Raw genomic sequence first — 25,822 nt, forward strand, 5'->3', positions numbered from 1 at the left:
CCTTTCAGCCGTGTGGTCCGGCGGCATCCGATAGGTCGTCCTCGGTCGCGCGGCGGCGCAGTGGGGTCACGACGCCGTTCGACGATCCGGACTTGTAGGCGACGCCGCCCAGCAGCAGACGTTCCTCGGTCATGCGCGGGCGGATCGCGGGACCCATCGGCCACCAGTCGTCGAGTTCGACCAGGCCGGGCTCGATCAGTTCCAGATCACCGAAGTACGAGGCGATCTGCTCGCGGGTGCGGTACCAGCCGGAGCCCAAGCCCATTTCGGTGAAACGCCGTTGCAGTTCGATGGCCATCTCGTGTGCCTCGCCGCCGTCGGCCGGATCGTAGAAATGCGTGATCGCGACGTAGGAGCCCGCGGGCAGCGCATCGATGTACTGACGCATGATTCCGGCCGGATCGAGGTCGTCGTCGACGTGATGCAGGATGCCGCACAGGATCAGCGCCAGCGGCCGGGTGAGATCGAGGTGTCGGGTGACGTCGGAGTGCGACAGCAAGGTCTTCGGCGCGGTGAGATCCGCGGGCACGAAGTGGGTGAACTCGTTGCGCTCGAGCAGGACGCGGCCGTGGATGTTGCACACCGGGTCGTTGTCGACGTACACCACGCGCGCCTGGGGATTCTGCTGTTGGGCGATCTCATGGGTATTGCCGACGGTCGGCAGCCCCGCGCCGATGTCGAGGAACTGGTCGATGCCGACGGTCCCGGCCAGATAGCGCACCACGCGGTGCAGCCAGCGGCGATTCATCCGGGCCACATCGCTCTGCCGCGGCGCGACTTCGGCGACTTTGTCGCGCACGTAGCGGTCGACTTCGTAATTGTCCTTGCCACCGAGGGTGGCGTCGTAGACGCGGGCGATGCTCGCGCGTGTCGTGTCCACGCCTACCGGCGCGCGAACACCGGTCTGGGGAGCGTGCTCGGACATGGAGACCTCTCTGTAGTTTCCGTCGCCTGGCTCACCAGCCTAGAGTCCGCCGAATCGGCGGGCAATCCGTGCGGATACGTTCGGCGGGCGCTGATTTCGTGGACCGACGGCGGTATCGCCGACCACGACCGAGCATACGAACCGGTCGATACATCGGCCGAGTGCGGTGGTGATCGTTGGGGTTTCATGCAACCGAGGAAACCGGCCGGCTCGTCGTGGATGTCCTGCTCGGTGTTCTGCACGTCGTTCGAAGTCATATCGGGCTCCGTGGTGGGGGACGGGTTCACGTCTTGCGGCCGACGCCGCCGAGGATGAGCCGTTCGTCGGGCCACGGCGTGCGCAGCGCGGGGCCGCCGGGCCACCATTCGTGCAACTCCACCAATCCCGGTGGAACCATTTCCAGTCCGTCGAAGAACGCCTGGATCTCCGCGCGGGTGCGCCACCGGCCGGTGCCGAGACCCCCGTCGTGCAATGCCCGCTCGGCCCGCCTGGCCAAGACGTGCAGATGCTCGTTCTCGTCGGCCGGATCGAAGAAGTGGCTGATCATCACATAGGAGCCTGGTGCGAGACGATCGATATACCGCCGCATGATGCCCGCGGGGTCCTGGTCGTCATCGACGTGGTGCAAAGTGCCGCACTGCATCAGCAACATCGGGCGGGACAGGTCGAGGTGACGGTTGACCGCGAGGCTGTCGAACACATCCGCGGGGCGGGTGAGGTCCGAGTCGAGGAAGTGGGTGCGTTCGTTGGCTTCGAGCACCTCCCGCCCCCGGACGACGCAGGCCGGGTCGTTGTCCACGTAGACCACCGCGACCGCGGCGTCGAGTTCCTGGGCGATCTCGTGGGTGTTCTTCTGCGTGGGCAGTCCGCTGCCCAGGTCGAGGATCTGATCGATGCCCGCCGACCGGGTGACGTACCGGACCACCCGCTCGAGCCAGCGCCGATTCGCGGCGCCGACATCGTCCTGGTGCGGCACCGCCCGCTTCAGGTGCTGGTATACCTGCCGGTCCGATTCGTACCAGTCCGTCCCGCCGAGGGCGTAGTCGTACACGCGCGCGATGCTGGGCACCGCCGGGTCTACACCCGCTAGGCGGGTCGATCCCTCTGCCGACGTCATGGCGCTCCTCCTCCGCGTGGCCACCGTCGGGGGCGACTCTACGCATACCGCCGCGGGCTCGCTCGGATTTGTGGGCAAGATATTGCGTTGGCACTCTTGCGAATCCATGATTGCGCCCCGGCGTTCCTGGCACGCACTCGCGCCTGGACCGCCGTCCGGGAACGGCCTAGTAGGATTTGCAGCCGACGTTCAGACAGCTGCGATGGTGGAGGCACTACGCCCCGCGGTCTAACCCCCGATCGGCCGGAGGCATGCATGAGCAACGACGATGATGCCGGTGACAACGCGGATTTTCCTGCCGCAGAACGTGGTCCGACCGTCCTTCGGATCGCGTTGGGCAGCCGGTTGCGACAGCTGCGCGAGGGTTGCGGAATCAGCAGGGAGGCCGCGGGCGACGCCATCCGCGGATCGCACGCCAAGATCAGCCGACTGGAATTGGGCCGGACCGGTTTCAAAGAACGTGACCTGCGCGACCTGCTGAGCCTCTACGGCGTTGTCGACCCCGCTGAACGCGAAACGTATCTCGAACTGGCTCGCCGGGCCAACGATCCGGGCTGGTGGCAGCACTACAGCGATCTGCTTCCCGCGTGGTTCGAGACCTACATCGGCCTCGAACAGGCCGCCACCACGATCCGGACCTACGAGGCGCAATTCGTGCCCGGGCTGCTGCAAACCGCCGATTACGCGCGCGCGGTGATCCAGCTGGGCAATACCGACGAGACCGAACGCCGCGTCGCCATTCGCATGCGCCGCCAGCAGATCCTCTACCGGGCGGCCGCCCCGACGCTCTGGGCGGTCATCGACGAGGCCGCGCTGCACAGGCCGGTCGGCGGGGTGGAGGTTCTGCTCGAGCAGATCGAACATCTGGTCACGATGGCCGACCGTCCCAGCATCCGGATACAAGTACTGCCGTATTCGGCGGGTGGGCACTCCGCCGCGGGTGGCCCGTTCAGCATCCTTCGATTCCCGGAACCCGAGCTGGCCGACATCGTCTACACCGAGCAGCTCACCAGCTCGCTGTATTTCGACAAGCAGCGCGATGTCGAGCTGTACATGTCGGTCATGAACCGGATCAGCGTGGAGGCGCTGTCTCCGGCCGAGAGCATCGGTTTCCTACGCGAGTTGCTCGGCGGCATGCGCTCGGGCGAGTAAGACGCGATCGACGCCGCCGAGCGGGCCGCACTCGCCGTGCGGCTTGCGCGGGGAGTTTGCTCAACGCATCGACCTTCTCCCCGCATGTGGTACTGCGCACAGTCGGAGCGGGGCAGTCTCGGCCGTTTGAAAACCGGGCGGTCGGATCGATTCGGGGACGTCGCGGTCAATCGTGCAGCACCCGAATCGAATCCTCGCACCGGGGTGTGAATTCTGTTGTCCTCGGCCATAACTCGTCGAAATGAGACCTACGAAAGGTAACAGTTCGGCATCGCCGAACCCTTGCCGATGCTCATCCGTTATCGATCGGCGTCTATCCACCTCGATCTTCGAGTATTTCGAGACCGGTGGTGCCAATGCACATGCACGCGCGCATGTACGTACCGATGGAAGATCACCGATGCGACGCGGCCGCGGTGATGTGGCAGGATTCCTGTCGAGGTCGGGGTCTGAGGAAAGGCTCGGGCAGCGGCTGGTTCGGCCACGGCGACCCCAATGCGAGTTGGGGTCGCCGGCGGAGCCGTTACGGATCGCTCCGACGTCCGGATTGCCGGAAGTTCACGGTGTCAGCACGATTCGGATCGGATTGCCTTCCTTGTTCTCCAATGCCTGTACCGCTTTGTCCGCTTCGGCCAGCGGGAGCACGGCACTCACCGATTTGGCGAAATCGATGCGATGGGCGCGGCGCAGCCGCACCAGTTCGAGCACATGATCGGGTTCGGAGCCGTAGTGTCCACGCAGCTGCTGTTGGCGGAAACTGAAGATGGTGCCGTTGGTGATCGTGATCGGCTTGTCGGTGAGTCCGACCAGCACCAGGCGGCCTTCGTCGGCAAGGCATCCGACGGCTTGTTCGCGCACGGGCGCGGCGCCGGCGAAGTCGAACGCGGCATCGAGTCCGGCACCTCCGGTGGCGGCGTACACCTTCTTCGTCAGGTCCGCATCGGACGGATCGAGTGCGAGGTCCGCTCCGAATTCGAGCGCACGCTGCCGGGCGGCGGGCAGCGGGTCGACGGCGATGATCGGCGCTGCGCCGATCAGCCGGAGCAACTGGACCCCGTGCGCGCCGAGTCCGCCCACGCCCCATACGCCCGCCGACTCGGCGGCCCGGACCTGGCCGGTGCGGATGATGGCGGCCCACGGCGTCGAGACGGCGTCGGGAATGAAACACGCCTGCTCGAACGGCAGGTCATCGGGAATGGGCACCACGGTGTCGGCGGCGGCCAGCGCGTACTCCGCCCAGCCGCCGTCGTAGTCCACGCCGCGGGTGTAGGTCTTGCCGTCCCGGATCTCGCCGGCCTGCAACAACACTCGGTCACCCGGCCGCGGCCCCCGGACATCGGGCCCCACGGTGTGCACCCTGCCCGCGACCTCGTGTCCGAGGGTGACCGCCTCGTCCGTCAGATACATCGGCGACAGCACGCCCTCGATGAGGTGGACATCCGACAGGCAGACACCGGCGGCGGCGACCTCGATCAACACCTGGCCGGGTCCGGGAGTCGGTACCGGCACCTCCTCCAGGCGGAACCGCTGCCCGTCGGCGGCGCGCGGGAACAGTCGTCCAGCAAGCATGTCCTCAACTCCTTCTACGGCACTCGCCGGTGCGGTCAGGGCGTCCAGGTGATGCGGCCGCCCTCGAAGTCCTGGGCTTTGCCGTTCTCGAAGTCGTATTCGTCGCTGGTGGGATAGCCGTAGCGTCCGGCTTCGGCCGCCGCGGCCTCCCAGGACTCACGGATGGACCCCCAGACGACGTGGGTGCCGCTGCGCGGGGCCGAATAGATGGCTCCGCCGCCGAAGAGGTTGTAGCGGCCGTTGCCCGAGCGGGCAGGGGATTCGTCGGTGATGGGGAACCCCAACGGGCTGCTCTCCCACCCGTAAGCACCCCATTTGTCGCGGATCGCGCCGCCGATCTGATGCGCGGCGGTGCCGAGGGACCAGTAGATGGACCCGTTCTGGAAGACGTTGTAGCTGCCCGGTTTCGAGGGTGTCGCCGCTTCCCGCGCCACGGGATAGCCGAGCGCTCCGCCTTCGTAACCGAGATTGCCCCATTTGTCGCGGATCGCCCCGCCGACTTGATGGGCTCCGGTGTCCGGGTGCCAGTAGATGGAGGAGCCGCGCTCGAACGCCTGGTAGCGGCCACCGCCGGCGGCGGGCGAGTCGGGCGTGACCGGATCGCCGAAGAACGCGGGCCCACCGGCCTCGTCGTATTCGACCTCGATCGCCCCGCCGACGTCGTAGGGGCCGATCGGGCGTGCCGCCGCGTCGGTTCCGATGCCGGTGAGCAGAGTGCCGAGCGCGGCGGCGATGGCGAAAGCGCCGCGGGTGGTCGAGCGGTTCGGGCGACGGTGCCGTGCCAAAGTGAACTCCTGTGCATCTCGGGTGGGTGCGGGATGGAGCTGAAGCTGTGGTCGGCGTAGCGAAGATCAAATTACCTCGCCGCGTCCCGATCCGGAGGAATACGAGGTAGTCGACCGGCCTGGTGTCGTGCCGTCCGATAGTTCCCGTGAGCGGCCCATCCAAGTCGTCCGGGGCTCCGAACAAACTGGCGGTGCTACCGTGCCCACGGTCGCACCTTCTCGGATACGGCGCCGCCGGGGCAGGGTGCCTGCACCTCTGGCCCGGCGGCGTGTCCAGCCCGAACAGGTTTCCGGGCAGGGGGATCCGTTGTCATCAGCGCAACGCGCACGCCGCTTCCGCTGAACACCGTGGCGCTACTCTGCTCCGTCGCCAGTATTTGCCTGAGCCCGGATCACCGGGGGGCGATGCCGCCTGGCGTCCTCGGTCCACCGCGCTGGGCTTCGGCGCACGGCTGCTCGCCCTTTTTCGCCTGGCGGGTGGTGGATGCGGGATCGCGGCGGTGCTTTTCGGCCTCACGCTGGGATCGGCGCGCCGGGTGAGAGCGATCAGAGCTGCGCTTTGATTTTCGCGGCGAACTCGTAGCCGGCCTGCCATTCGCTTCCGGACGGGGCGAGGACGACGCGCGCGGCGCCCGCCTCGGCGTAGGCGGCCAGTTGCTCGGCGGCCTGGCCGGGATCGGTCGCCAAGGGGGGCGCCACGATCGTCACTTCGAGCGGTGGGCGGCCGTATTCCTCTGCGAGCGTCGTCAATTCGGCCGCGGCCGCGGCGACCTGAGGCGGCTCGAGTCCGATGGCGATCCAGCCTTCGGCGTAGGCCGCGGCGCGCCGTCGCGCCCGTTCTCCGTCGCCCGCGATCAGCACCGGCGGCATGGTTGCACCCGGTGCCAAGGTGACCTCGGTGCCATTCGGGAGTACCGCGGGCCGCCCGGCGACCAGATCGGGCAGGACACGCAACGCCTCGTCCGTGCGACGGCCACGCTCGGCGAAAGACGCGCCCGCCGCCCGCCATCCGGTATCCCCGTGCGCCGGGTTGCCGGTGCCGACGCCGAGGATCAACCGGTCGCCGGAGACGTACTGGAGCGCGGCGATCTGCTTCGCGGCCCACGCGACCGGCCGCAACGCGAGCAGCAGCACGCCGTAACCGATGCGGACGCGATCGGTGACGGCGGCGGCGGTGGCCAGCACCACGGTGCTGTCCAGAATCGGCGCGCTGGCCACGAGATGATCGGTGGACCACACCGAGTCCATGCCGATCTGCTCGGCGAGACGGGCGGCGGCGCGCACGTCGCCCAGGATGGGTCGCGCGGGATCGGGCGTCGAGGTGGGCAGGATCGTGCCGATTTCCAAGGTCATGGTCACGACGCTACGAAGCCGCGGCACTCGCGCCAATGTTCCGCTCGCTCGAGTCGATATCCCGGACGCTCATCTCGAAGCTGCGGCCGGAAGCAGTGCCTCGACCAGGGCGCGGGACAAGCTGCGGGCGCCGCTGTTCATCGTGCAGCGGGCGTTGCCGTTGCTGCGCGACGGCGGGCGCATCGTCAACATCTTCTCCGGCGTCACCTGTTTCGCCACGCCGGAAGTCGTCTACTTCTTCGCCTCCGAGGACGGGCGCTGGGTCACCGGACAGACGCTGGAGGTGAACGGCGGCTTGTTCCTGGGGCCGAAAGCGCCGTGCTGGTGATCGCCGGACACGGTTGCGCGCGGGCGTCCGACGCCCGCGCTTGCGGGTTAGGGTGGGCGGATGGTCGAGTCGACGCGAATCGTGCTTGCCTCCCGGCCGGTGGGTGCGCCCACCCCGGAGAATTTCCGGACCGAGACCGCGCAGCTCCCCGCTCCGGCCGAGGGTGAGGTCCTGCTGCGCACCCGGTACCTGTCGCTGGATCCGTACATGCGCGGCCGGATGAGTTCGGCCGAGTCGTATGCCGCGCCGGTGGAGATCGGCGCGGTGATGGTCGGCGCGACCGTGGCCGAAGTACTCGAATCACGCGACCCGTCGGTGGCGAAAGGCGACGTGGTGCTGGCCTATTCGGGCTGGCAAACCCACGATGTCGCCGCCGCGCGCGATGTCCGCAGGCTCGACCCGGCGAAGGCTCCGGTCTCGACCGCCCTCGGAGTGCTCGGCATGCCGGGATTCACGGCCTACGCGGGACTGCGCAAGATCGGCAAGCCGCAGCCGGGTGAGACGCTCGTGGTCGCCGCGGCCACCGGGCCGGTGGGCTCGGCCGTCGGCCAGATCGCCGAGATCGATGGCGCCCGCACGGTGGGCATCGCGGGTGGCCCGCGCAAGGTCGCCTACCTGAACGAACTCGGCTTCGACGTCGCGCTCGACCACCGCGCCCCCGATTTCGCCGAGCAGCTGGCGGCGGCGGTCCCCGATGGCATCGATGTGTACTTCGAGAACGTCGGCGGCGCGGTGGCCGACGCGGTCTATCCGCTGCTGAACACCTACGCGCGCGTGCCCGTCTGCGGGCTGATCGCCAACTACAACGCGGCAGGCGAGCAGGACGGCCCGGACCGGCTGCCCGCCTACTACGGCCGCATCCTGACCAAGAGTCTCACGGTGCGCGGATTCATCCAGACCGAATTCGTCCGCGAGCTCTACCCGGATTTTCTGCGGGAGATGGGTGAGTGGGTCGCCGAGGGGCGCGTGCGCTACCTCGAGGATGTCGTGACCGGCTTGGCCGCCGCTCCCGAGGCGTTCATCGGGATGCTGGAGGGCCGCAACTTCGGCAAGGTGGTCGTGCGGGTCGCCGACTGATCAGCGTGCCGCCGCGCCGCCGCCGATGCTGAGATAGACCAGCATGAGGATGAACAGGAACCAGCCCGCGCCCTGCCAGATGGGCCAGGTCCGGCCGCGGCGCCACTGCACGTAGGTTTCGACGAACGCGCCGATGCCGCCGATCAGCAGGACCACCGCGGGCCCGAGTACCACGGCGACCTCCGCGGTGCTGTCACACAACAGCCGGTCCGCGTCCGCGCATTCGCGCTGGGCGGCCCACAGCAGGCTCAGCAGGAAGACCAGCGCGGCGGTGGCGAGCACCGAGGCGACGTAGGTCGCCGCGCGGCGGAACCCGCGCGGATCGTGCCAGCGCTTCTCGACGTCGTCGACCATGTCCACCACCTCACCCGTCCGCGTCCGCCGGATACCTCCGACGTGATTGCCGCGCGGCGGCGGCTCAAACGCCGCTCAGGGTTTGTGCCCGACGCCCGCCCAGTACCAGGCGGACCGCGCCCCGGCCGGAGCGGCATCCGTGTCCGGCCGCCAGGCGTCGACCGCAACGATGCCCGGCTCGACCAGTGCGGTTCCGGCGAAGAAGGATTCGACCTCGTCGCGGCTGCGCGGGCGGAAGGCGATGCCGGCCTGCTCGGCGGCGGCCGCCGCGCGCGCCATGGCCCGCGGGTCGAAATCACCGGTGGAATGGGTGAGCACCAGATAGCTGCCGGACGGCGCCGCCTCCAGCAGCCTGCCGACGATACCGTGTGGATCGTCGCTGTCGCGGAAGAACATCATGATCGCGACCAGCAAGATCGCGATGGGCCGGTCCGGGTCGAAGGTGTCGGCCAGGACGGGCGCGTCCAGGACGGCGCTCGGATCGCGCAGATCGGCGTCGAGGAACTCGATCCTGCCCTGCGGTGTGCTCGCCATCAGGGCGCGGGCGTGGGCGAGCACGAGCGGGTCGTTGTCGACGTAGACCACCCGTGCGGCCGGATCGATCCGCTGGGCCACCTCGTGCGTGTTGCCCGCGGTGGGCAGGCCGGTGCCGATGTCGAGGAACTGATCGATGCCCGCCTCGCCGGCCAGATGACGCACCGAGCGGCCGAGGAACGCGCGATTGGCGCGGGCCATGTCGCGGATGGCCGGGATGTGCATGGCGATCGTGTCGCCGAGGGCGCGATCGGCGGGGTAGTTGTCCTTGCCGCCGAGCCAGTAGTCGTAGACCCGCGCCTCGTGGGCGAGGCCGGTATCGAGCTTGGGCGACGACCCGGCGCGCACCCGCGCGTGACCGTTCGTCATGCGACTCCTTTCCCAGGCGACGCCGGACCGTGCCCGGCGCGGCACCGCTGTCGCCTCCCGAATGACGACCTCGCGCTATCGATTACGCGTCAACAATAGGGTGGCGCACCTGCGGCAGGCGGATTTTCGACCGGATCGTCCTATTTTCCGGAAACCCGACCGGCGGTGGCGAACCTGGCCGAGATCTCCTGTGCCGTGATCTTCGCGAGCTCGACGAAGAACGGCACGCGTTCGGGAATCATCAGCGTCGTGGGCCCGCGCAGACCGAGCGCGAATCGGCAGTGGCTCGCCGGATCGAGGATGGGCAGGCCGATGGTGCGGAAGCCGGGATCGAGTTCCTCGTCGTTGTAGGCGTATCCGCGCTCCCGCGCGGTGATCAGTTCGTTGCGCAGCTCGTCGGGCCCGGATACCGAGCGCTCGGTTCCCTCGTCGTAGGGAAGCTCGCGCAGCTGGTCGTCGGTGGTTTCCGACCAGGCGAGCAGGGCCTTGCCGAGCGCGCTGGCGTGCAGCGGCAGCCGCACGCCCTGCAGTTCGTGCCCGTCGGTCTCCCGCCACCGGCTGGTGCCGAGCAGCACGGCGTGGATGCCGTGGCGGGTGGCGACCGAGCAGCTGGCTCCGGTGGTGCCCGCGAGCTGTTCCAGATACGGCTCGGCGAGATAGATCCGGTGCTGGCGGTAGGCGATCTGTCCCCACTCCGCCAGCGCGCCGCCCGTGCGATAGCGGCTGGATTCGGCGTTCTTCTCCAGGAAACCCGCCTGTACGAGCGTGGCCAGCAGACGGTGCGTGGTGCTGACCGCGAGACCCTGCTGCCGCGCGACTTCCGAGACGCCGCGCTCCCGGCCGTCGCGGAAGCAGTCCAGGACCGAGAGGGCACGGGCGACGGTCTGCACGCCGGAGGGTTCCACGGTTCCGACGGTAACACAACAGTGTGGGCAAAAAGGTTTGCGCTTTCCGATATTTGGAAACCTTGGCCGAAGTTGTCACGGTCCTCCTCGCAATCGTCCCGCTAGAAGCTGCCTGACATCGGATTTGAGCCGAAACTCTAGAGAACACGATATGTCAAGCTTTCCGATCCTCGGAAAGCATTACCTCGTGAACCGGCGTCGTCGTCCCTACTCTGCGAGAGCATTGATCGATAACTCGGACAAGGAGTCCTCACGATGTGGCGGCAAGCCCTCATGCGCATCGCGCTAGCGATCGTTCCCCTCGTCGCAGGCGTCGCCGCGTGTGGTTCGGACACCGGCGACACCAGCGCAGGCGCCTCCTTCGTGCTCAAAGTCGCCGACCCGGGGAACTCGGGCCCGCTGGCGGTCGGTAAGCGCGACGGCACCTTCGACGCGGCGCTGGCGCCGCTCGGCGCGAAGATCGAGTGGGTCACCATCACCCCCGGCTTCAGCTCCAACCTGAAGTTGTTCAACACCAAGGAACTCGACGTCTCCGGCGCGGCGTTCAGCCCGGTCGTCGGCGCGCTGTCCAAGGACGTCGGCGTGCGGATCGTCGCCGTGCAGGATCCGGCGGGCAAGGACCAGAGCGGCATCATCGTGACCCCGGAGTCCGGCGTGCACTCGGTCGCCGACCTGGTCGGCAGGCGCGTCGCGGTGAATCCCGCGGCCAAGGGTGAATACATCCTGCTCAAGGCGCTCGCACAGGCCGGCGTCCCGGCCGGTGATGTGACACGGGTTCCGTTGCAGCAGAAGGACGCCGCCTCGGCGTTCGCGACCGGCAAGGTGGACGGCTGGGCGTCGTTCCTGGTGCCCTACCAGGAGGCCAAGGCCAACGGCGGTGTCGAAATCGCCACGGAGAAGAGCATCGGCTCCAACGACAACACGGTCGTCGTATTCCGCACCGAGGTGCTCGACCAGCGCCCGGACGTGGCGGCGAAGTACCTCGACGTGCTGCAGGACCTCACGGCGAAGCAGCGGGCGAATCCCGCCGACTTCGAGAACGTCTTCGAGAAGACCGGCCCGCGGGCACTGTCGGGCGCGCGGCTCACCGACGCCTACCGGGTGGGCGGTGAGGCCACGGTGCCGCACCTGCCGAACGAGGCGGACGCCGCCGCCTTGGCCGACGTGGTGAACACCTTCTTCGGCAACGGCGTGATCAGTCGCAAGATCACCGCCGCCGACATCTTCTACGACCTGAAGTCCAAGCTGACGCCCGAGCAGCTGGCCGCGATCCAGGCGGGCAGCTGAGATGGCGGTGATCGCCGCGGCGGGGCTGGTTCCCACCGAACTCGCCCCGCCCCGTAACCGCGCCGGAAAGCGCAGACCCGCTTGGCTGTCGGTGCCGTTGCGGTTCCTGCTCCCCGTACTGATCGTCGCAGGCTGGTGGGCTGGCTCCGCGACCGGAGCGCTCTCCGAGCGCGTGCTGGCCGGCCCGCCCGCGGTGTGGACGGCGTTCACCGAACTGCTCGGCACCGGCCAATTGCTCGACTTCGCGATCGCGTCGTTCGTGCGCGCCGCTTTCGGCGTCGGTATCGGTGTGGCCATCGGGCTGACGCTCGGTCTGCTGTCGGGGCTGTCGAGCCTCGGTGAGGAACTGGTCGACTCGACGATGCAGATCCTGCGCGCGGTGCCGTTCCTGGCGCTGGTGCCGCTGTTCATCGCCTGGTTCGGCATCGACGAGCTGTACAAGGTGCTGCTCATCGCCGTCGCGACGGTGGCCCCGATGTACGCCTACACCTATCTCGGCGTGCGCAACGTCGATCGCAAGATGGTCGAGGCGGCTCGGAGTTTCGGGCTGACCGGCCCGCGGCTGGTGCTCGAGGTCGTCCTGCCGTCGGCCCTGCCCGGTGTGCTGATGGCGCTGCGGGTGTGCCTGTCGATCAGCATCACCGGTCTCATCGCGGCCGAGCAGGTCGGCACCAGGGAAGGCGTGGGCTATCTGGTCACCCTGGCCCAGGAGTACAACCGCACCGACTACATGGTGCTGTGCGTCGTGTTGTACGCGTTGCTGGGCTTGGTCTTCGATGGGCTGGTGCGGCTGGCCGAGCGCTTCGCGATGCCCTGGCGCGGACAGGTGGCGATCCGATGACCGCCGTCACCGAACGCGGGGCGGAGGTGACCACCGCGCCCGCGGTGGCCGAACCGGTCGCCGTCTCGATCACCGGCCTGCGCAAGTCGTTCGGCCACAAGACGGTGCTCGACGGCGTCGACCTGACCATCCGGCGCGGCGAGTTCGTCGTCTTGCTCGGACCCAGCGGCACCGGTAAGACCACGCTGCTGCGCCTGCTCACCGGGCTGGAAGCGCCCGATGCGGGGGAGGTGCTCGTCCCCGGGCGGCGCACCACCGTCTACCAGGAGCCGCGGCTGATCCCCTCGAAACGGGTACTGGCGAACGTCGTCGTCGGGCAGCGCCGTTCCCGGCGCAACCGCGAAGCCGGGCTGCGCGCCCTGGCGGAGGTCAACCTCGACGGCAAAGCCCGGCAGTGGCCCGCCACGCTCTCCGGCGGCGAGGCGCAGCGCGCGGCGCTGGCCCGCGCCCTCGTGCGCGAACCCGAACTGCTGCTGCTCGACGAGCCTTTTGCGGCGCTGGACGCGCTGACCCGCCTGCAAATGCAGGACCTTGTCGGCGACCTGGTCGCTCGGCACCGTCCCGCGGTGCTCATGGTGACCCACGACGTCGACGAGGCGATCCGCCTGGCCGACCGCGTGCTGATCCTGGACAAGGGGCGCTTCGCCCTGGACGTCGGCATCGACGTGGCCCGCCCGCGCGACCGCGCCGACCCCGAAATCTTGCGTTATCAATCCCTTTTCCTCAGTCAGCTCGGCGTGGGCCGCACCACGCCCGCTCCAAGGAGTGCCTCATGACCGACACCCTCTGGTACACCCGCTGCCCGGTACCCACCGCGAGCGGGCTCGCGCACAGCCTCGGCTGGCTCGGCGACGCCGCGGCGCGAGCCGGGCTGGAGTTCGGCGTCCTCCAGGACGCGGGGCCGGAACTGGCCGGCCACCACTTCCAGCACGACCTGTCCGGGCTGATCCGGGAGGGCGGCAACGTTCCGGCGCTGGCGGCACGCGCCCACGGTTCGCCGACCCGCTTGATCGGATTGACCTGGATCGATGAGGCGCAAGCCATTCTGGTCGGTCCGGAGTCCACCGTCGGCGGCGCCGCGGAGCTGGCCGGTCTGCGCATCGGCGTCCCGGCCTGGGCACAGGACCAGGCACGCAGCTTCCCCCGCGCGATGGCCTTACACGGCTTCGCGAACGCACTGCGGCTCGGCGGTCACACCCTCGCCGACGTGCGCGTCGTCGAGATCGGCGTGGAGCGCAACCCTCAGGTGCGCACGGAGGTCCAGGCGAATCGCCGGGTGGTCACCTGGGGCGTCGAGGAGTTGCTGCGCGGCGAGGTGGACGCCATCTACGTCAAGGGCGCCCGCGCCCAGGAAGTCGCGCGCGAGCACGGGCTGCGCGTCGCGGTGGACCTGGACGCGACCGAGACCAGACGCTTCCGGGTCAACAACGGCACGCCACGCCCGATCACCGTGCACTCCGACCTGCTCCAAGCGCGTCCGGAGGTGGTCGTGGAATTCCTCGCGCAGAGCCTGCGTGCGGCGGATTGGGCCGCGGGCAACCTGCACGGGGTCCGGGATGTGCTCCAGCGGGAGACCCTGTCCGGGCCGGAGGGTGTGGTCGCGGCGTACGGCGAGAACTTCCACCGGGACCTGCACCCCTCGTTGTCGGACGAACGCCTCGAGCTGATCGGCGTGCAGAAGCAATTCCTCTACACGCACGGTTTCCTCGCCGCCGACTTCGACCTGGACTCCTGGGTCGCGCACGAGCCGCTGGCCCAGGCCAGGCAACTGGTCGAAGCCGGGAAGGTCCCCGCATGACGGAGTTCCTGTGGCGCTTGCCCTCCCGGGGCGACGGCCGGCACGCTCGACCCGGACAGCGCAATCGCGGCGGATTCGGCGGGCCCGCTCCGGTGACCCCGGCGACCGACCTTCGGCCGGGACGCTTCGGCCCGTTCGACGATCTGGCCCAGATCATCAATGCCGCCGAACTGGCCGGACTGGACGGGGTGCTCGCGCCCTACGACCCGGACGGCGAGGAATCGTGGATCGTGGCGGGCGGGGCGCTGCGCGGCACCCGCCACTCCCGCGTCGTGGTCGAATTCCAGCCCGCGTTCGGCACTCCGGTCTACGCGGCGAAGATCTCCGCCACTCTGCAACGCATTTCGGGCGGCCGACTGGCCTGGCGACTGGCGGTGGACAGCGACCCCGCCGACGCGCGGGCGCGCGGGGATCGCGTCACCGGAGACGACCGCTACGCCAGGGCGGCGGAGTTCCTCACCGTGGCCCGCGGCGTCTGGAACGAGGCCGCCGTCCCCTCCGCGGGCTTCGCGGGCACCGGGTTCCGCTACGCAGGCACGCATTACGACGTGATCGACGGCGGCTTCCGCGGCATCCTGTCCGGACTGCCGTTCCCGGCGGTCTACCTGACCGGCGATGGCGCCGCCGCGCTCGAGCTGTCGGCCGAGCATGGGGACGTGCACGTCTTCACCGAGACCGAGGCGGGCGTCGGTACGGCGATCACCGCCTTGCGCGACCGCGCGACGGCGGCGGGACGGACGGTGCGCGCCGGGCTGGAGCTGCCGGTCATCGCGCGGGAAACCGAAGACGAGGCATGGGCTCGCGCCGAACGCCTGTGGCGCGAGGTGCGCCCGGACGGGCCGGACGCACGGGAACACGATCTCGGCGACGGCCGCTGGGCGGGGTTCGCCGACCTGGGATACCCCGCGACCATCGGGCTCGTCGGCAGTTACGCACAAGTCGCGCAGCGTCTTTCGTCCTATGCCGAGGCAGGCGTCGACAGCGTGGTGCTCGCCGGGCACCCGCACATCGAGGAGCTGCATCGCGCGGGCGAACACCTGTTGTTCCTCGCCGACCCGGTCGGCCGCACCCTGACCGCGCAGGAGGCGATCGCATGACCATCGACATCTACTGGCGCATCGGCATGGAGGGCGACCACGCGTCGCTGCGCACGCCGCGCCGCTACAACCGCGGCCACGCCAACGGATACGGGCCGGGCAATATCGCACCCGCCATCCGAGGCGGCGAACTCGACGGCTACGGCTACATCGACCACATGGCGGCGGTGGCGAAGGCCTCCGAATCTGCCGGATTCCTCGGCGGCCTGCTGCCGTCGTTCCCGGTGACCGACGACCCGTGGGCGGTCGCGGCGGCGCTGGCCGGGGAGACCACCACCTACCGCTTCATGGTCGCTTTCCAGCCCGGCTTCCTGCACCCGGTGCAGGCGGCGCGGATGTCGGCGAGCCTGCAACGCGCGACCGGCGGCAGACTGGTCTACAACATCATCAGTGGGGGCGGCGGGCCCGCCCAGCTGTGGTGGGGCGACAAGGTCTCGCACGACGATCGCTACGCCCGCACCAGCGAGTTCCTCGACGTGTTGCGTGGCGTGTGGGACGGTGATCCCTACGATCACGACGGACGGTTCTTCCGGACCGAGGGCGCCGCACTCGCGCCGGGCATCGCCGGACAGCCGTTTCCGGAGGTGTACTTCTCCGGATCCTCGCCCGCCGCGGTGCGGGCCGCGGGCAGGCACGCCGACTACTACCTGTCCTGGCTGGAGCCGTTCGCCGACCTGCGCGCCAAGTTCGACGGTGTGCGCGCGCACGCAGGAACCGTCGGACGCGCGCCGAGATTCGCCGTCCGCATCGACATCCTGGCCAGGCATACCGAGGAGGCGGCCTGGGCGGAGATCGAGAAGGGCTGGGCCTTCGTCGACCGCGGCGCGGCCGAGCGGGCCGCCAGAGGCGACTCGGTCGGCGCCGCCCGCATCCAGGGGTGGGTGCCGGAGACCATCACCGGCTACCGCGACCTGGAAGTGCAGCCGAACGTCTGGTGCGGATTCAGCCTGATCCGCGGCGGCCCCGCGTTCGGCCTGGTCGGCAGCTACGAGCAGGTGGCGCAGCGGCTCGACGAGCTGATCGCTCTCGGCGTCGACGCGTTCATTCTCGCGGGCAACCCGCACCTGGAGGAGGCCTATCGCGTCGGCGAAGAGGTGCTCCCACTGCTCGGCCGATCCCGGCTCACCGCGCCCGCCGCCGCGGCCGCCCTTTCCCCCGCTCGATGATTCAGGAGAAATGATGACAACCACCGAGACCCGGTTGCCGGAGTCCGTCACCGCCTTCGCCGCCGCCGCGACCCGCGACGCCGACAAGGCGTTCCGGGTGTTCCGGGAGACCGGCACCGTTTCCGGCAACGGCACCGTCAATTTCGTGGAGCGCGTGCCCGGCGAGGAGATCGCCGTCGCCCTGAACGAACCGGGGCCGTGGGCCGACGACCGTGCCATCGCGCCGGTGGTCGCCACCTTCGACGGCGAGGTGCTGTCGGGGACAGGTTCGGCCGGATTCATCACCGGCTACGCGAAGGTGTTCCGCGCGCACCCGGAGATCACCTCCGTGGTGCACATCCACACCCCGTGGCTGGGCGGGTGGGCGCAGACCCATCGCACACTGCCGATCCGCTACGCGGCCTCCCAGCGGCTCACCCTGTCCAGGGCCATCCCGCCGCACATCGACCGCAGCGTCGGCGCGGGCGATTTCATCCTCTCCAAACTGGTCGACGACCCGGACCTGGTCGCGATCTTCGAGGCCAACGGCGGAGCGAACGTCATCGGCCGCTCGGGACTGCTGGAGCTGGCGAAGTTCGTCGTGCTGCTGGAGGAGGGCGCGCAATACCAGGCGATCGCCGAATCCCTCGGCGGCTCGGCCGAATTCGATCCGTCCAACCTCGCGGTGCAGTGGAGCCGCACCGGCCTCGCCGACGAGGCCCGCCGCCGCGGCCTGATCTGACCGCCGCCACCGCGAAAACGAGGAGCGATCAATGACCATTCGTGTCGGCTACTTCCCGCACAACAACTCCCTGTTCGTCCTGCGCCACCGTGGCATCTTGGAGAATCTGCTGCCCGAGGTGGAATGGGTCGACCTGCGCGACCTGCCGCGCCCCGCGCCGGTGGACCCGAGGACAGGGCTGCCGTCGCTGCATTCCGATCACTTGTTCGACGGCGGCTACGACTTCATCGGCACCGGCTTCACGCCCCCGCTGACCGCGCTCGCCAACGGACGCGACATCGTCTACGTCGGCATCTCCGGACCCAGGGTGGAGAACGGCCGCTTGGTCACCAAGGCCGATTCCGGCATCGAGACGGTGCTGGATCTGAAGGGCAAGCGGGTCGGCATCGCGCACGGTTCCTGGCAGACCACCCTCGCGCTGCTCGCGCTGGACCGCGCGGGCTTGGCGTGGAGGGACATCGAACCGGTGGACATCGATGTGCACGACGGCGGCGCGGCACTGTTGCGCGGTGACCTGGACGCCTGGGTCGGCGCGTATCCGGGTCTCGCCGCGATCGAGGCGGCCGCCGACCTGCGCACGCTGGTGGACACGGAGTCGCTGTTCAGCCACCCCTCACTGTGGTTCACCCGGCGGGACTTCGCCGAAGGCAACCGCGCGGCGCTGACCGCGATCATCACCGCCTTGCAGCAGTCGGACGCGTGGATCCAGGAGAACCCGCGCGCGGCCGCCCAGTACTTCGTGGACGACGTGGTGGCCCGCGGTGGGACGGCGAGCCCGGACGCGTGGGAAGCCGCCCTGCGCGGCAGGCCCTTCGGTGTCCAGCCCGTTTCCGAGGAATTCCTGGACGAACAGCAGTACGCGGCCGATCTGCTGGCCGCCAACGGCCTGCTGCCGAGTACGGTCCGGGTCCGGGACGCCGTCCTGCCGTGGATCGGCGAGACGGTGATCGCGAAATCCGGCGTAACGGTCTGATCGGACGAAACGGCGGGCCGGGTGTCGGAGAAAAACCCCGGCCCGTTCGTCGTGTGCGAGGAAATGTCAGCGCGGCGAGATATCCGGCCGCCCGCCGTGTCTTTCGGTGGAGCGCAGCTCGAACCAATAGGCTGCGACAACGGTGGCGTAACCGGCGACGACAGCCGTCGCGGTGACGATCAACAGCGTGAGGAACAGTGGAATCAAGAAAGCGGTGTGCATTGTGCCCTCCCCGCGGTCACGGTGATCTCAGCGGAAGGTTCGGCGCCGCACTGCACCGACATCATGTCAGCCCCTGCACTAAGTGAAATCGTAGAGGTCGCAGCGTCGTCCGGCACGGCCGGAGGCTGTGAGTTGAATCATGCGGACGCCGGTGTGTCGCGGGGAATACATCTTCGCCATACGATCTAATCGATCTTGTCACGCGTTTCCCGGCGAACCACCGGAAAACAGGACACGACCACGACACGGGACCGCCGGATCGGCGGCCGTGAGCGTCGCAGTGCCCGTGGCGCACCGAATTCCTCGGTAGCGCAGCTCTTTCTCTCGAATCTGTCTCCGGCATCACCTCGGCATGCGAAAAGGAGCACGAACGTGAGCATGATTCTGGCCGCGCTGCACGACACCGTGATCGCGCAGCAGTTCGAAAATCCGACCGCGGAAGAGCCGCCGCTGGCGGACAAACTGATGCAGATGGGCCGCTATTTCACCTGGCTGGTCCAGCTGTCCGGGATCACGGCGATCACCTACGGCGGCGGCCGGTTCGCGTGGGAGAAATGGAACGGCGGCAGCCTCCAGTCGCCGAAGATGGTCGCCAGCGCGATGGCCGGGGGCGCGGTGGCCACCAGCGCGGGCACGATCATGAACTCGATCATCGGCTGACACGGGCCCGGACTCGTGACGCGCCGGCCCGGCATCGACCGCGGGCCGGCGCTCGCATTTCGGTGGCGAGGATCGGCCCGCTCGGCGGACGAGGCCGTCGATGCCGCACTCGACCAGCCGGGGTGGTGGGCCTGTGCATTGCGCGCGGCGCGAGCCGAGACGCCGTTGGTGCGGTAGAAAGCAACCGCGAACCGGGTCCGTCTCGAAGGTGACGGCCCGACCGTAGGCAAACCCGTAAGGCGGAGCCCGGCCGTGACGTTCTCGACAGCGGCACCGGCCGTGCCCGGCGACGACGGCCGCACTGGAGAAAAGGAAACACCATGGGCACCATCGCAGTTCACGAGTTCATCGCACTCGACGGGGTATACGAGGATCCGTCTTGGACCTTCGGGTACGGGTTCGACCCGAAGATGGGGGAGACCCTCGGCGCGATCACCTCGGCATCCAAGGCGATCCTGCTGGGCCGCACCACGTTCGAGATGTTCGCCCCGGCCTGGTCGACGCGCACCGTCGAGGACGATCCGGGCGCGCCGTTCTTCAACGACACGACGAAGTACGTCGTCGGGGCGCGGGAGCCGCAGGCGGAATGGGCCAACAGCATTCGCCTCGGTGCCTACGATCCCGAGGTCATCCGCAACCTCAAGAACGAGGTCGACGGTGCCATCTACGTCAGCGGCAGCGGCACACTGGTGCGGGCGCTGCTCGCGGACGGGCTGGTCGACGACCTGCACCTGTTCGTCTATCCGATCGCGCTCGGCAAGGGCAAGCGCCTGTGGGGCGAGGGTGTCGAGGCGACCGAACTGGCACTCGAAGAGCACGAGGTCTACGCCAATGGCGTCGTCCACCTCGGATACGGCCCCGCCCCGGCCTGATGAAACGCGGAAGGGCGGCCCTTGCGGGCCGCCCGGGCGATCCGGCTCGCCGCCGGTGTGGCGAGCGGAGCCGGATGTCAGCGCCCTCCGGTGCAGTAACCCTCGGGGGTGTACTGGCACGGGCGCTCGTTGCGTCCCTGGTATCCACCGTGGTTGCTGCTGCGGGCCCGCTCACCCACCCCGGAACCGCGCTTGTCGGCCGGGTTGTGCGAATACCGATCCGCTGTGGTGGTCACCGAGGACTCGGGCGAAGCGACTGCCGCCGCCGTGATGACCGCCCCGCCGATCAGCGCCGAGGCCACCACTCGACGCACTGTCACGCGCTTGCTCGTGTTGTGCATAAGATTCATCCCGTCGATTAACGTGCCGTCATATAACGATACATTGATCGGTGCACCACTAGCGAGTAACTTTCCCCATGACTGGGAAGCTTTGCCTCTAGTAGGGTGCGGTTTTCGCGGGTGACCAGGGGTGATGGGCATTGGCTAGACGACTTGACCTGAATATCGTGCCGTTCATCAGGTCTTCGGACGCTGGCGCGCCTGCTGCGGGGCCGCCGAAGCTGTGCGCATACGACGGAGGTTCTGCCGCGCTCTATTGATCGGCGCGAAGTCTCGTGCCCGAGTCGCGAGGCCTATCGACGCGCGGAACGCGCCACTGCCGACGGATCGGTGGGGTGTGACGGTGCGCTCGCGCACCTTGCGCGGCAGGCGGTCACGATTGTGAACCGTCCGTGCCGTGCGCCCGGCGCTTGTGCTGCCAGCGCTCCGGGTCGGCCTCCAGGGCGGCGCGGTCCCAGTGGCCGAGGTCGGCGGCGGCGGCATACGTCGTGTCGAGGAACTCGAGCAGCGCTCGCTCCGGCGCTTCGGCCGTGCGCACTGCCTCGTACGGCAGGAGGAATTGGCGATAGTCCTGGCTGTAGAAGGCCTCTCGTGGACCGACCCGGTAGTCGGCGAACCCCTCGGGCTCTGGGTACGCGTAGGCGTAGAAGGCGCCTTCCGCGCCGCCGCCCGGCCAGAAGCCGCAACTGCTCAGTTCGTGCGAGTAGCCCTCTTCCATGACCCAGTCGCCGCAGTTGGGAGCGCCACCCGGATGCCGCGGAGCGGCTCGGCCGGAGAATCTGGTGCACGCCAGATCCATCGCGCCCCAGAAGAAGTGCACCGGGCTCACCTTGCCGATGAAGCGGGAGCGGAACTGGTGCATGACGCGATCGGCGGCGAGCAATTGCCGCCAGAACAAGGTGGCGGCCGCGGCGTCGTAGGAGCGATGCTCGTAGTCCTCGGCGAACGGGATGGCGGGCTCGACCTCGTTCGGCTTGGCTTGGATTCGCACCGGAATACCGAGTTCGCCGAGGGCGGTGACGATTTCGCCGTAGAAAGCCGCTACCGGCTTCGGTTCGAGCGCGATCTGCCGGGTACGGCCGTCACTGGAGCGGATGTGCAGCCGATGATCGAGGAAGTCGAATTCGATATCGAAATACCCTGTCGGATGCGGCACGGCGGAGGTGGTCAGCCCCCTCGGGCTGAGGTAGAAGGTGACCTGCCACCAGTGGTTGACCAGCGGAGCGTGCGAGAGCCTGATCTTGCCGACGATCTGCGTCCACATGTGCAGCGTCTCGCGCGTGGGCGTCCAATCATCGACGCGCAACGCCGGCCACGGCCCAGGGGTGGTCTCGGAGCCTGTCACTGCCACACCTCCGTCTATTCGGGATTCTCGGTGCCAGTGCCGTGCGCGGACGCCCGCGAAGGCGCAGCGCAGCGCTTCGATCGTCACCGTACCTGCTGGTAACGCACCGGGAAGCCCGACATGCGCTGCGATTGGCAACTGTCTGGCAACGTTCGGGTGTGACTCCGAACCCTATGACTCGGAGCGAGGAGCGGCTCCGCGGCCGACAGCTGCGCCTCGAGGTCGGCGGGGCCAACTGTCGTGCGGTGATGGCATGCTCGCCACCGGCAGCGCGGCACCCTTCCCGGTTGCCCGGGCTCGCCGGCGGGAATTCGGGTCCCACACCATAGCCGCGGCCGCACCGCCGAGAAGAATCACGACGATGGCGACGATCGCCACCCACAGCAGTACCACCGCAATTTCTCCAGTCATCCCCGTCCGCCCCATAGGACACGTTATGCGAAGGCGGACAATCGATTTCGCAATTGCGAGCATTCTTCCCGCCCAGGGCGAACGGCGCGAATCGGCGCGCGGATTCTGTGGTGTGCCAGCACCACTATCACCGAGGTTTGGGATATGTCTGGTAACGCATAATGTCGCGGGCAGGAAGCTCGGGTGTCCATGCGCGAAAACGGGGATCTGGTCGAGGATCGACGCCTGGGTGCCACGCACACTGCCCGACTTCGCGGGACGGACGCTGTTGCATCACCGAACCCGTGAGCTGCTGCGGATCCCGTTGCAGCCCACCGACCGCGCCGCGACCGCCGTCTACGCGATCGTCGTGAAGACGGGCATGCGTGCGGTGACCTCACGAGCCCGACCGGTGCCTGCGGCACGCGCCTGACATCTGCTCCCCGCGTTCAATTCGCCTCGAACGCGGTGGCGACGATCGGGCGAACCTTTTCCATGGTGGCCGTCCCGGATTCGCGTGCCACGGAGGTCATGTCGACGTCGGGGAGCCCGCAGGCAACCGCCCAGTGCCAGGGTTCGAGGTCACCGTTCACGTTGAGCGCGAAGCCGTGACTGGTGATCCCGCGGCTCTGGCGCATCCCGATGGAGACGATCTTGCGGCCGGTGTGCTTGGTCCACACCCCTGTGAGCAGCTCGGAGCCGGGCGGGGTATCGCGGCGTTCCGCGGCAACGCCCAGCCGGCCGAGTGCCTCGATCAGGCGGAACTCGACCTCGCGGATGTAATCGACCACTCCTTCGCCGGGATCGAGCCGCACGATGAGATAGCCGACCAGCTGGCCGGGGCCGTGATAGGTGAGCTGGCCACCGCGCGTGGTCTGCACGACCGGGATGTCATGGGCCGGGTCGGGCAGGTGGTCCTGCGGCGTTCTGCGTCCGATGGTGTAGACCGGCGGGTGGCTCAGCAGCCACAAGGTATCCGGCCGCGCGCCGCTGTGGCGTTGGTCGAGCAGTTCACCCATGCGCTCCATGGCCTTGTCGTAGTCGACGAGGTCGTCCTGGATCAACGTCAGCGGCCTGGATCGCATGCTCCGACGATAACCCTGTCCCGGGCAGGGGGAGTTCGCCGCCTTCCGGTGGCCATCTCGGCGGCCCGCACCGCAACCTCCGTCACAGTGCCGGCGGCAGACCGAAGGGCCGGAACAACTCCTCGCCGAGGAAGACGGTGATGCGTTCGATGGCGGTCTCGGTCGTGGTGAGAACGTGGATGGAGTGCGCGCGGTGGGTCCCGGCCGCGTCGCGCAGGTAGTAGGCGACGGCGGGCTGGGTGTTGGCGGCGGTCGGCACGGCCCGCCAGGTATCGCCGTCCTGGTTCGCCTTGTGCGCGAAGAAGGCGACCACGTGGGCGCGGCCGGCGAACCAGACCAGGGCGGGTGGCATCTCGAGCACCACGTCGTCGCGCAGGAGCTTGCTGAGTTCGTCCATGTCGCCGTTACCGAAGGCGGTGACGTAGCGATCGATCATCGCTCGCTCACCGGGGCTCAGGGACTCGGACATCCGATCGATCATGGGGGCGGCCTTGTCGAGCTGGGCGCGGGCGCGTTGCAGCGCGCTGTTGACCGCGGCGGGGGAGGTGTCGAGCAGATCGGCGACCTCCGCGGCGGACCAGGCGAGTACATCGCGCAGGAGGAGCACCGCGCGCTGGCGGGCGGGCAGGTATTGCAGCGCGGCGATGAAGGCAAGGCGGATGCCGCTGCGCGCGGCCACCACGGTCGCCGGGTCATCGGCCGAGTTGCCGAGCAGGGCGTCGGGAATTGGTTCCAGCCAGGAGATTTCGGGATGCCGGGCCGGACGGAGCCGGACGGTCGCGGCCGGTCCGTTCAGGTCGGTGGGCAAGGCCCGCCTGCCGCGCTGTTCGAGCGCGGTCAGGCAGGCGTTGGTGGCGATGCGGTACAGCCACGTGCGCAGCGAAGCGCGCCGCTCGTCGAACCGGTCGGCGGCCCGCCAAGCCCGCAACAGGGTTTCCTGCACCAGGTCCTCGGCATCATGGACGGACCCGAGCATGCGGTAGCAGTGTGCGAGCAGCTCCGGCCGGTAGGTCATGGTCTCGGCCGCGAAATCGGCGCCGATGGTCATCGTCGCAACCTACCGAGCCGCGACCGGCTGCGCGTCGGTAGGCGCGGCGACGGGCGCGCCGGCCGGTAGCAGCAGGCCGAGCGCGGCGCCGGTCAGCGCCAGCAGCGCCGCCGTGCCGATGGCGGCGGCGAATCCGGTGCTGAAGGCCTCCGCGGATCCGAGACCGCCGACCGACGCGAAAACCGCCGCGGGTAGCGCGATTCCGAACGCGCCCCCGAGTTGACGCAAGGTGTTGAACGTGCCCGACGCCGCGCCCACCGCCGACAGCGGCACCGAACGCAGCACGGCGCTCTGTGCCGCGGGAATGGCCATCGAGACGCCGACGCCGCTGAGCACGAAGGGCGCGATCATGGCCGGGTAGGACAGCTGCGGCCCGGCCATGATCGCGAGGCAGCCGTAGCCCGCGGCCTGCATGAGCAGTCCCGCGACCACGAGCGGTCGTTCACCGAAGCGGTTGACCTGCCTGCCCGCTACCGGCGCGACGACGAACAAGGTGATCGTCCACGGCGCCAGCCGCACCCCCGCGCCGAGCGGACCGTGGTGCTGGACCGTCTGCAGAAACTGCGCGAAGAAGAACGCCCCGCTGAAAATGGAACCGAACAGCAGGAACCCCACCGCGTTGCCGATCGAGAAGCCGCGCGCGGCGAACAGCCGCATCGGGATCAGTGGCGCGGTGGCCCGCCGCTCCCAGTGCACGAACGCGACCAGCGCGACCGCCCCGAGCGCGAACGCCGCGAGGACTTCCGCACTGCCCCAGCCCGATTCGTTGCCGCGCAGCAGACCCCACACCGATCCCAGCGCGGCGGCCCCGGCCAGGCCGATGCCCGGGTAGTCCAGTCCGCGTGCCTCGCCTCGGCTCTCCGGCAACCGGGTCAGCATCAGCGGCACGAGCAGTGCGGCGATCGGCAGATTCAGCCAGAAGATCCACTGCCATGTCGCCCCCTCCACCACCGCGCCGCCGACCAGGGGACCGCCGAGCGTAGCCAGTCCGGTCACCGCCGCGAACAGCCCGAGCGCGCGGGTGCGCTGTTCGGGCGGGAAGGCAGCCGACAACAGTGCCATGCCCACCGGCATGACGGCCGCCGACCCCACGCCCTGCACCGCGCGGGCGGCGATCAGCCAGCCCAGGCTCGGCGCCAGCGCGCACGCGGCCGACGCCGCCGAGAACAGCAGCACCCCGGCGACCAGCACGCGGCGCCGTCCGTATCGCTCGCCCAGCGCCGCACCCGCCATCAACAACACCGCGAAGCTCAGGGTGTAGGCGTTGACGGTCCACTCGAGTTCGGCGATCGAGGCGTGCAGGTCGAGCTGGATCGCGTGCAGCGCGGTGGTGACCACCAGTGCGTCCAGCGAGATCAGTAGCGCGGCCACCGATGTCAGCGCGAGTACCCAGCGCTGTCCCGTGGTCATATTCATGGGCGAAAGTCCTCCTCCGATAGGTTCGCCAGTACCTACCGGCGCCACGGCCGCGATTCATCGCGGGTGCGGAAATTCGCCGCGAACTCGTC

General features: G+C 68.9%; 28 protein-coding genes. 14 read left to right on the forward strand and 14 right to left on the reverse strand.

Annotated features, from left to right (window positions below; translation table 11 throughout):
• Window positions 1-4: 4 nt before the first annotated feature.
• The gene (locus ON29_RS12370) at window positions 5-925 is read right to left on the reverse strand and encodes an SAM-dependent methyltransferase (protein ID WP_083863401.1); all 921 of its coding nucleotides are present in this window, start codon (window positions 923-925) and stop codon (window positions 5-7) included.
• Window positions 926-1,208: 283 nt separating this feature from the next.
• A complete protein-coding gene (locus ON29_RS12375; RefSeq protein WP_040866365.1) occupies window positions 1,209-2,042 on the reverse strand; it encodes an SAM-dependent methyltransferase in 834 nt (277 codons plus the stop codon).
• A 255-nt stretch (window positions 2,043-2,297) separates the two neighbouring features.
• On the opposite strand from ON29_RS12375, the gene ON29_RS12380 reads away from it, so the two are divergent.
• On the forward strand, window positions 2,298-3,194 hold the full coding sequence (locus ON29_RS12380) for a Sco1979 family transcriptional regulator (protein ID WP_040866366.1): 897 nt from the start codon (window positions 2,298-2,300) through the stop codon (window positions 3,192-3,194).
• Between the two features lie 558 nt (window positions 3,195-3,752).
• Here the strand turns inward: ON29_RS12380 and ON29_RS12385 are convergent.
• The 3 genes from ON29_RS12385 to ON29_RS12395 form a co-directional block, all read right to left on the reverse strand.
• A complete protein-coding gene (locus tag ON29_RS12385; RefSeq protein WP_051175134.1) occupies window positions 3,753-4,763 on the reverse strand; it encodes a zinc-binding dehydrogenase in 1,011 nt (336 codons plus the stop codon).
• Between the two features lie 35 nt (window positions 4,764-4,798).
• A complete protein-coding gene (locus ON29_RS12390; RefSeq protein WP_083863402.1) occupies window positions 4,799-5,548 on the reverse strand; it encodes an LGFP repeat-containing protein in 750 nt (249 codons plus the stop codon).
• Between the two features lie 546 nt (window positions 5,549-6,094).
• A complete protein-coding gene (locus ON29_RS12395; protein ID WP_040866367.1) occupies window positions 6,095-6,901 on the reverse strand; it encodes an LLM class flavin-dependent oxidoreductase in 807 nt (268 codons plus the stop codon).
• Here ON29_RS12395 and ON29_RS36560 point away from each other — a divergent pair.
• On the forward strand, window positions 6,882-7,229 hold the full coding sequence (locus tag ON29_RS36560) for a Rossmann-fold NAD(P)-binding domain-containing protein (protein ID WP_174371814.1): 348 nt from the start codon (window positions 6,882-6,884) through the stop codon (window positions 7,227-7,229). The two genes, ON29_RS12395 and ON29_RS36560, sit on opposite strands and share 20 nt — an antisense overlap.
• 60 nt (window positions 7,230-7,289) lie before the next feature.
• Entirely contained in the window at window positions 7,290-8,306 is a 1,017-nt protein-coding gene (gene curA, locus ON29_RS12405; RefSeq protein ID WP_040866369.1) for an NADPH-dependent curcumin/dihydrocurcumin reductase, read from the forward strand.
• On the opposite strand, the gene ON29_RS12410 is transcribed toward curA, so the two are convergent.
• The 3 genes from ON29_RS12410 to ON29_RS12420 all read right to left on the reverse strand — a co-directional run bounded on the left by ON29_RS12410 (window position 8,307) and on the right by ON29_RS12420 (window position 10,468).
• Window positions 8,307-8,660 (reverse strand): hypothetical protein, encoded by a 354-nt coding sequence (locus ON29_RS12410; RefSeq protein ID WP_040866425.1) that lies wholly within the window; start codon window positions 8,658-8,660, stop codon window positions 8,307-8,309.
• 75 nt (window positions 8,661-8,735) lie between these two features.
• Window positions 8,736-9,563 carry an SAM-dependent methyltransferase gene (locus ON29_RS12415; protein WP_040866370.1) on the reverse strand — a complete coding sequence of 276 codons (828 nt, stop codon included), beginning with the start codon at window positions 9,561-9,563 and terminating at the stop codon, window positions 8,736-8,738.
• Between the two features lie 140 nt (window positions 9,564-9,703).
• Window positions 9,704-10,468: an IclR family transcriptional regulator gene (locus ON29_RS12420; protein WP_040866371.1), complete on the reverse strand. Its 765-nt coding sequence runs from the start codon at window positions 10,466-10,468 to the stop codon at window positions 9,704-9,706.
• A gap of 255 nt (window positions 10,469-10,723) precedes the next feature.
• Between ON29_RS12420 and ON29_RS12425 the strand changes: the two genes are divergently transcribed.
• From ON29_RS12425 to ON29_RS12460, 8 genes are read left to right on the forward strand one after another with little or no spacing between them, the layout of a single operon-like run.
• A complete protein-coding gene (locus tag ON29_RS12425; RefSeq protein WP_040866372.1) occupies window positions 10,724-11,755 on the forward strand; it encodes an NrtA/SsuA/CpmA family ABC transporter substrate-binding protein in 1,032 nt (343 codons plus the stop codon).
• Between the two features lies 1 nt (window position 11,756).
• Complete coding sequence (locus ON29_RS12430; protein ID WP_040866373.1) at window positions 11,757-12,596, forward strand: ABC transporter permease; 840 nt, start codon at window positions 11,757-11,759, stop codon at window positions 12,594-12,596.
• On the forward strand, window positions 12,593-13,372 hold the full coding sequence (locus ON29_RS12435; RefSeq protein ID WP_040866374.1) for an ABC transporter ATP-binding protein: 780 nt from the start codon (window positions 12,593-12,595) through the stop codon (window positions 13,370-13,372). Before ON29_RS12430 ends, ON29_RS12435 begins: the two co-directional genes overlap by 4 nt.
• On the forward strand, window positions 13,369-14,394 hold the full coding sequence (locus ON29_RS12440) for an ABC transporter substrate-binding protein (RefSeq protein WP_040866375.1): 1,026 nt from the start codon (window positions 13,369-13,371) through the stop codon (window positions 14,392-14,394). Before ON29_RS12435 ends, ON29_RS12440 begins: the two co-directional genes overlap by 4 nt.
• Entirely contained in the window at window positions 14,391-15,491 is a 1,101-nt protein-coding gene (locus tag ON29_RS12445; protein ID WP_040866376.1) for an LLM class flavin-dependent oxidoreductase, read from the forward strand. The genes ON29_RS12440 and ON29_RS12445 overlap by 4 nt, the downstream gene beginning before the upstream one ends.
• On the forward strand, window positions 15,488-16,657 hold the full coding sequence (locus ON29_RS12450; protein WP_040866377.1) for an LLM class flavin-dependent oxidoreductase: 1,170 nt from the start codon (window positions 15,488-15,490) through the stop codon (window positions 16,655-16,657). Before ON29_RS12445 ends, ON29_RS12450 begins: the two co-directional genes overlap by 4 nt.
• Before the next feature lie 13 nt (window positions 16,658-16,670).
• The gene (locus ON29_RS12455) at window positions 16,671-17,378 is read left to right on the forward strand and encodes a class II aldolase/adducin family protein (protein ID WP_040866426.1); all 708 of its coding nucleotides are present in this window, start codon (window positions 16,671-16,673) and stop codon (window positions 17,376-17,378) included.
• Window positions 17,379-17,409: 31 nt separating this feature from the next.
• Entirely contained in the window at window positions 17,410-18,351 is a 942-nt protein-coding gene (locus ON29_RS12460) for an ABC transporter substrate-binding protein (protein WP_040866378.1), read from the forward strand.
• A gap of 66 nt (window positions 18,352-18,417) precedes the next feature.
• Here ON29_RS12460 and ON29_RS35770 read toward each other — a convergent pair whose 3' ends face one another.
• Window positions 18,418-18,573 (reverse strand): hypothetical protein, encoded by a 156-nt coding sequence (locus ON29_RS35770; protein ID WP_157172757.1) that lies wholly within the window; start codon window positions 18,571-18,573, stop codon window positions 18,418-18,420.
• A gap of 378 nt (window positions 18,574-18,951) precedes the next feature.
• Here ON29_RS35770 and ON29_RS12465 point away from each other — a divergent pair, with 378 nt between their 5' ends.
• Window positions 18,952-19,233: a hypothetical protein gene (locus tag ON29_RS12465; RefSeq protein ID WP_040866379.1), complete on the forward strand. Its 282-nt coding sequence runs from the start codon at window positions 18,952-18,954 to the stop codon at window positions 19,231-19,233.
• 320 nt (window positions 19,234-19,553) lie between these two features.
• Complete coding sequence (locus ON29_RS12470; RefSeq protein WP_040866380.1) at window positions 19,554-20,105, forward strand: dihydrofolate reductase family protein; 552 nt, start codon at window positions 19,554-19,556, stop codon at window positions 20,103-20,105.
• Window positions 20,106-20,182: 77 nt separating this feature from the next.
• On the opposite strand, the gene ON29_RS12475 is transcribed toward ON29_RS12470, so the two are convergent.
• Both ON29_RS12475 and ON29_RS12480 read right to left on the reverse strand, forming a co-directional pair.
• The gene (locus ON29_RS12475) at window positions 20,183-20,425 is read right to left on the reverse strand and encodes a hypothetical protein (RefSeq protein ID WP_157114064.1); all 243 of its coding nucleotides are present in this window, start codon (window positions 20,423-20,425) and stop codon (window positions 20,183-20,185) included.
• Between the two features lie 394 nt (window positions 20,426-20,819).
• Window positions 20,820-21,791 carry a DUF5996 family protein gene (locus ON29_RS12480; protein WP_040866382.1) on the reverse strand — a complete coding sequence of 324 codons (972 nt, stop codon included), beginning with the start codon at window positions 21,789-21,791 and terminating at the stop codon, window positions 20,820-20,822.
• A gap of 640 nt (window positions 21,792-22,431) precedes the next feature.
• Here ON29_RS12480 and ON29_RS12485 point away from each other — a divergent pair.
• The gene (locus tag ON29_RS12485; protein WP_040866383.1) at window positions 22,432-22,614 is read left to right on the forward strand and encodes a hypothetical protein; all 183 of its coding nucleotides are present in this window, start codon (window positions 22,432-22,434) and stop codon (window positions 22,612-22,614) included.
• Window positions 22,615-22,630: 16 nt separating this feature from the next.
• On the opposite strand, the gene lipB is transcribed toward ON29_RS12485, so the two are convergent.
• The 3 genes from lipB to ON29_RS12500 form a co-directional block, all read right to left on the reverse strand.
• Complete coding sequence (gene lipB, locus ON29_RS12490; RefSeq protein WP_040866384.1) at window positions 22,631-23,266, reverse strand: lipoyl(octanoyl) transferase LipB; 636 nt, start codon at window positions 23,264-23,266, stop codon at window positions 22,631-22,633.
• Window positions 23,267-23,348: 82 nt separating this feature from the next.
• Window positions 23,349-24,314: a sigma-70 family RNA polymerase sigma factor gene (locus tag ON29_RS12495; protein ID WP_040866385.1), complete on the reverse strand. Its 966-nt coding sequence runs from the start codon at window positions 24,312-24,314 to the stop codon at window positions 23,349-23,351.
• Between the two features lie 9 nt (window positions 24,315-24,323).
• The gene (locus ON29_RS12500) at window positions 24,324-25,730 is read right to left on the reverse strand and encodes an MFS transporter (protein ID WP_040866386.1); all 1,407 of its coding nucleotides are present in this window, start codon (window positions 25,728-25,730) and stop codon (window positions 24,324-24,326) included.
• Window positions 25,731-25,822 lie beyond the last annotated feature (92 nt).

The organism is Nocardia exalbida NBRC 100660, assembly GCF_000308575.1.
In the GTDB taxonomy this organism is placed as follows: Bacteria; Actinomycetota; Actinomycetes; order Mycobacteriales; family Mycobacteriaceae; genus Nocardia; species Nocardia exalbida.

Excerpts from the sequence above, each read along its gene's own strand:
- ON29_RS12370 (WP_083863401.1), bottom strand. The coding sequence starts at position 925 with ATGTCCGAGCACGCTCCCCAGACCGGTGTTCGCGCGCCGGTAGGCGTG.
- ON29_RS12375 (WP_040866365.1), bottom strand. The coding sequence starts at position 2,042 with ATGACGTCGGCAGAGGGATCGACCCGCCTAGCGGGTGTAGACCCGGCG.
- ON29_RS12380 (WP_040866366.1), top strand. The coding sequence starts at position 2,298 with ATGAGCAACGACGATGATGCCGGTGACAACGCGGATTTTCCTGCCGCA.
- ON29_RS12385 (WP_051175134.1), bottom strand. The coding sequence starts at position 4,763 with ATGCTTGCTGGACGACTGTTCCCGCGCGCCGCCGACGGGCAGCGGTTC.
- ON29_RS12395 (WP_040866367.1), bottom strand. The coding sequence starts at position 6,901 with ATGACCTTGGAAATCGGCACGATCCTGCCCACCTCGACGCCCGATCCC.
- curA (WP_040866369.1), top strand. The coding sequence starts at position 7,290 with ATGGTCGAGTCGACGCGAATCGTGCTTGCCTCCCGGCCGGTGGGTGCG.
- ON29_RS12410 (WP_040866425.1), bottom strand. The coding sequence starts at position 8,660 with ATGGTCGACGACGTCGAGAAGCGCTGGCACGATCCGCGCGGGTTCCGC.
- ON29_RS12415 (WP_040866370.1), bottom strand. The coding sequence starts at position 9,563 with ATGACGAACGGTCACGCGCGGGTGCGCGCCGGGTCGTCGCCCAAGCTC.
- ON29_RS12425 (WP_040866372.1), top strand. The coding sequence starts at position 10,724 with ATGTGGCGGCAAGCCCTCATGCGCATCGCGCTAGCGATCGTTCCCCTC.
- ON29_RS12430 (WP_040866373.1), top strand. The coding sequence starts at position 11,757 with ATGGCGGTGATCGCCGCGGCGGGGCTGGTTCCCACCGAACTCGCCCCG.
- ON29_RS12435 (WP_040866374.1), top strand. The coding sequence starts at position 12,593 with ATGACCGCCGTCACCGAACGCGGGGCGGAGGTGACCACCGCGCCCGCG.
- ON29_RS12440 (WP_040866375.1), top strand. The coding sequence starts at position 13,369 with ATGACCGACACCCTCTGGTACACCCGCTGCCCGGTACCCACCGCGAGC.
- ON29_RS12445 (WP_040866376.1), top strand. The coding sequence starts at position 14,391 with ATGACGGAGTTCCTGTGGCGCTTGCCCTCCCGGGGCGACGGCCGGCAC.
- ON29_RS12450 (WP_040866377.1), top strand. The coding sequence starts at position 15,488 with ATGACCATCGACATCTACTGGCGCATCGGCATGGAGGGCGACCACGCG.
- ON29_RS12455 (WP_040866426.1), top strand. The coding sequence starts at position 16,671 with ATGACAACCACCGAGACCCGGTTGCCGGAGTCCGTCACCGCCTTCGCC.
- ON29_RS12460 (WP_040866378.1), top strand. The coding sequence starts at position 17,410 with ATGACCATTCGTGTCGGCTACTTCCCGCACAACAACTCCCTGTTCGTC.
- ON29_RS35770 (WP_157172757.1), bottom strand. The coding sequence starts at position 18,573 with ATGCACACCGCTTTCTTGATTCCACTGTTCCTCACGCTGTTGATCGTC.
- ON29_RS12465 (WP_040866379.1), top strand. The coding sequence starts at position 18,952 with ATGATTCTGGCCGCGCTGCACGACACCGTGATCGCGCAGCAGTTCGAA.
- ON29_RS12470 (WP_040866380.1), top strand. The coding sequence starts at position 19,554 with ATGGGCACCATCGCAGTTCACGAGTTCATCGCACTCGACGGGGTATAC.
- lipB (WP_040866384.1), bottom strand. The coding sequence starts at position 23,266 with ATGCGATCCAGGCCGCTGACGTTGATCCAGGACGACCTCGTCGACTAC.
- ON29_RS12495 (WP_040866385.1), bottom strand. The coding sequence starts at position 24,314 with ATGACCATCGGCGCCGATTTCGCGGCCGAGACCATGACCTACCGGCCG.
- ON29_RS12500 (WP_040866386.1), bottom strand. The coding sequence starts at position 25,730 with ATGAATATGACCACGGGACAGCGCTGGGTACTCGCGCTGACATCGGTG.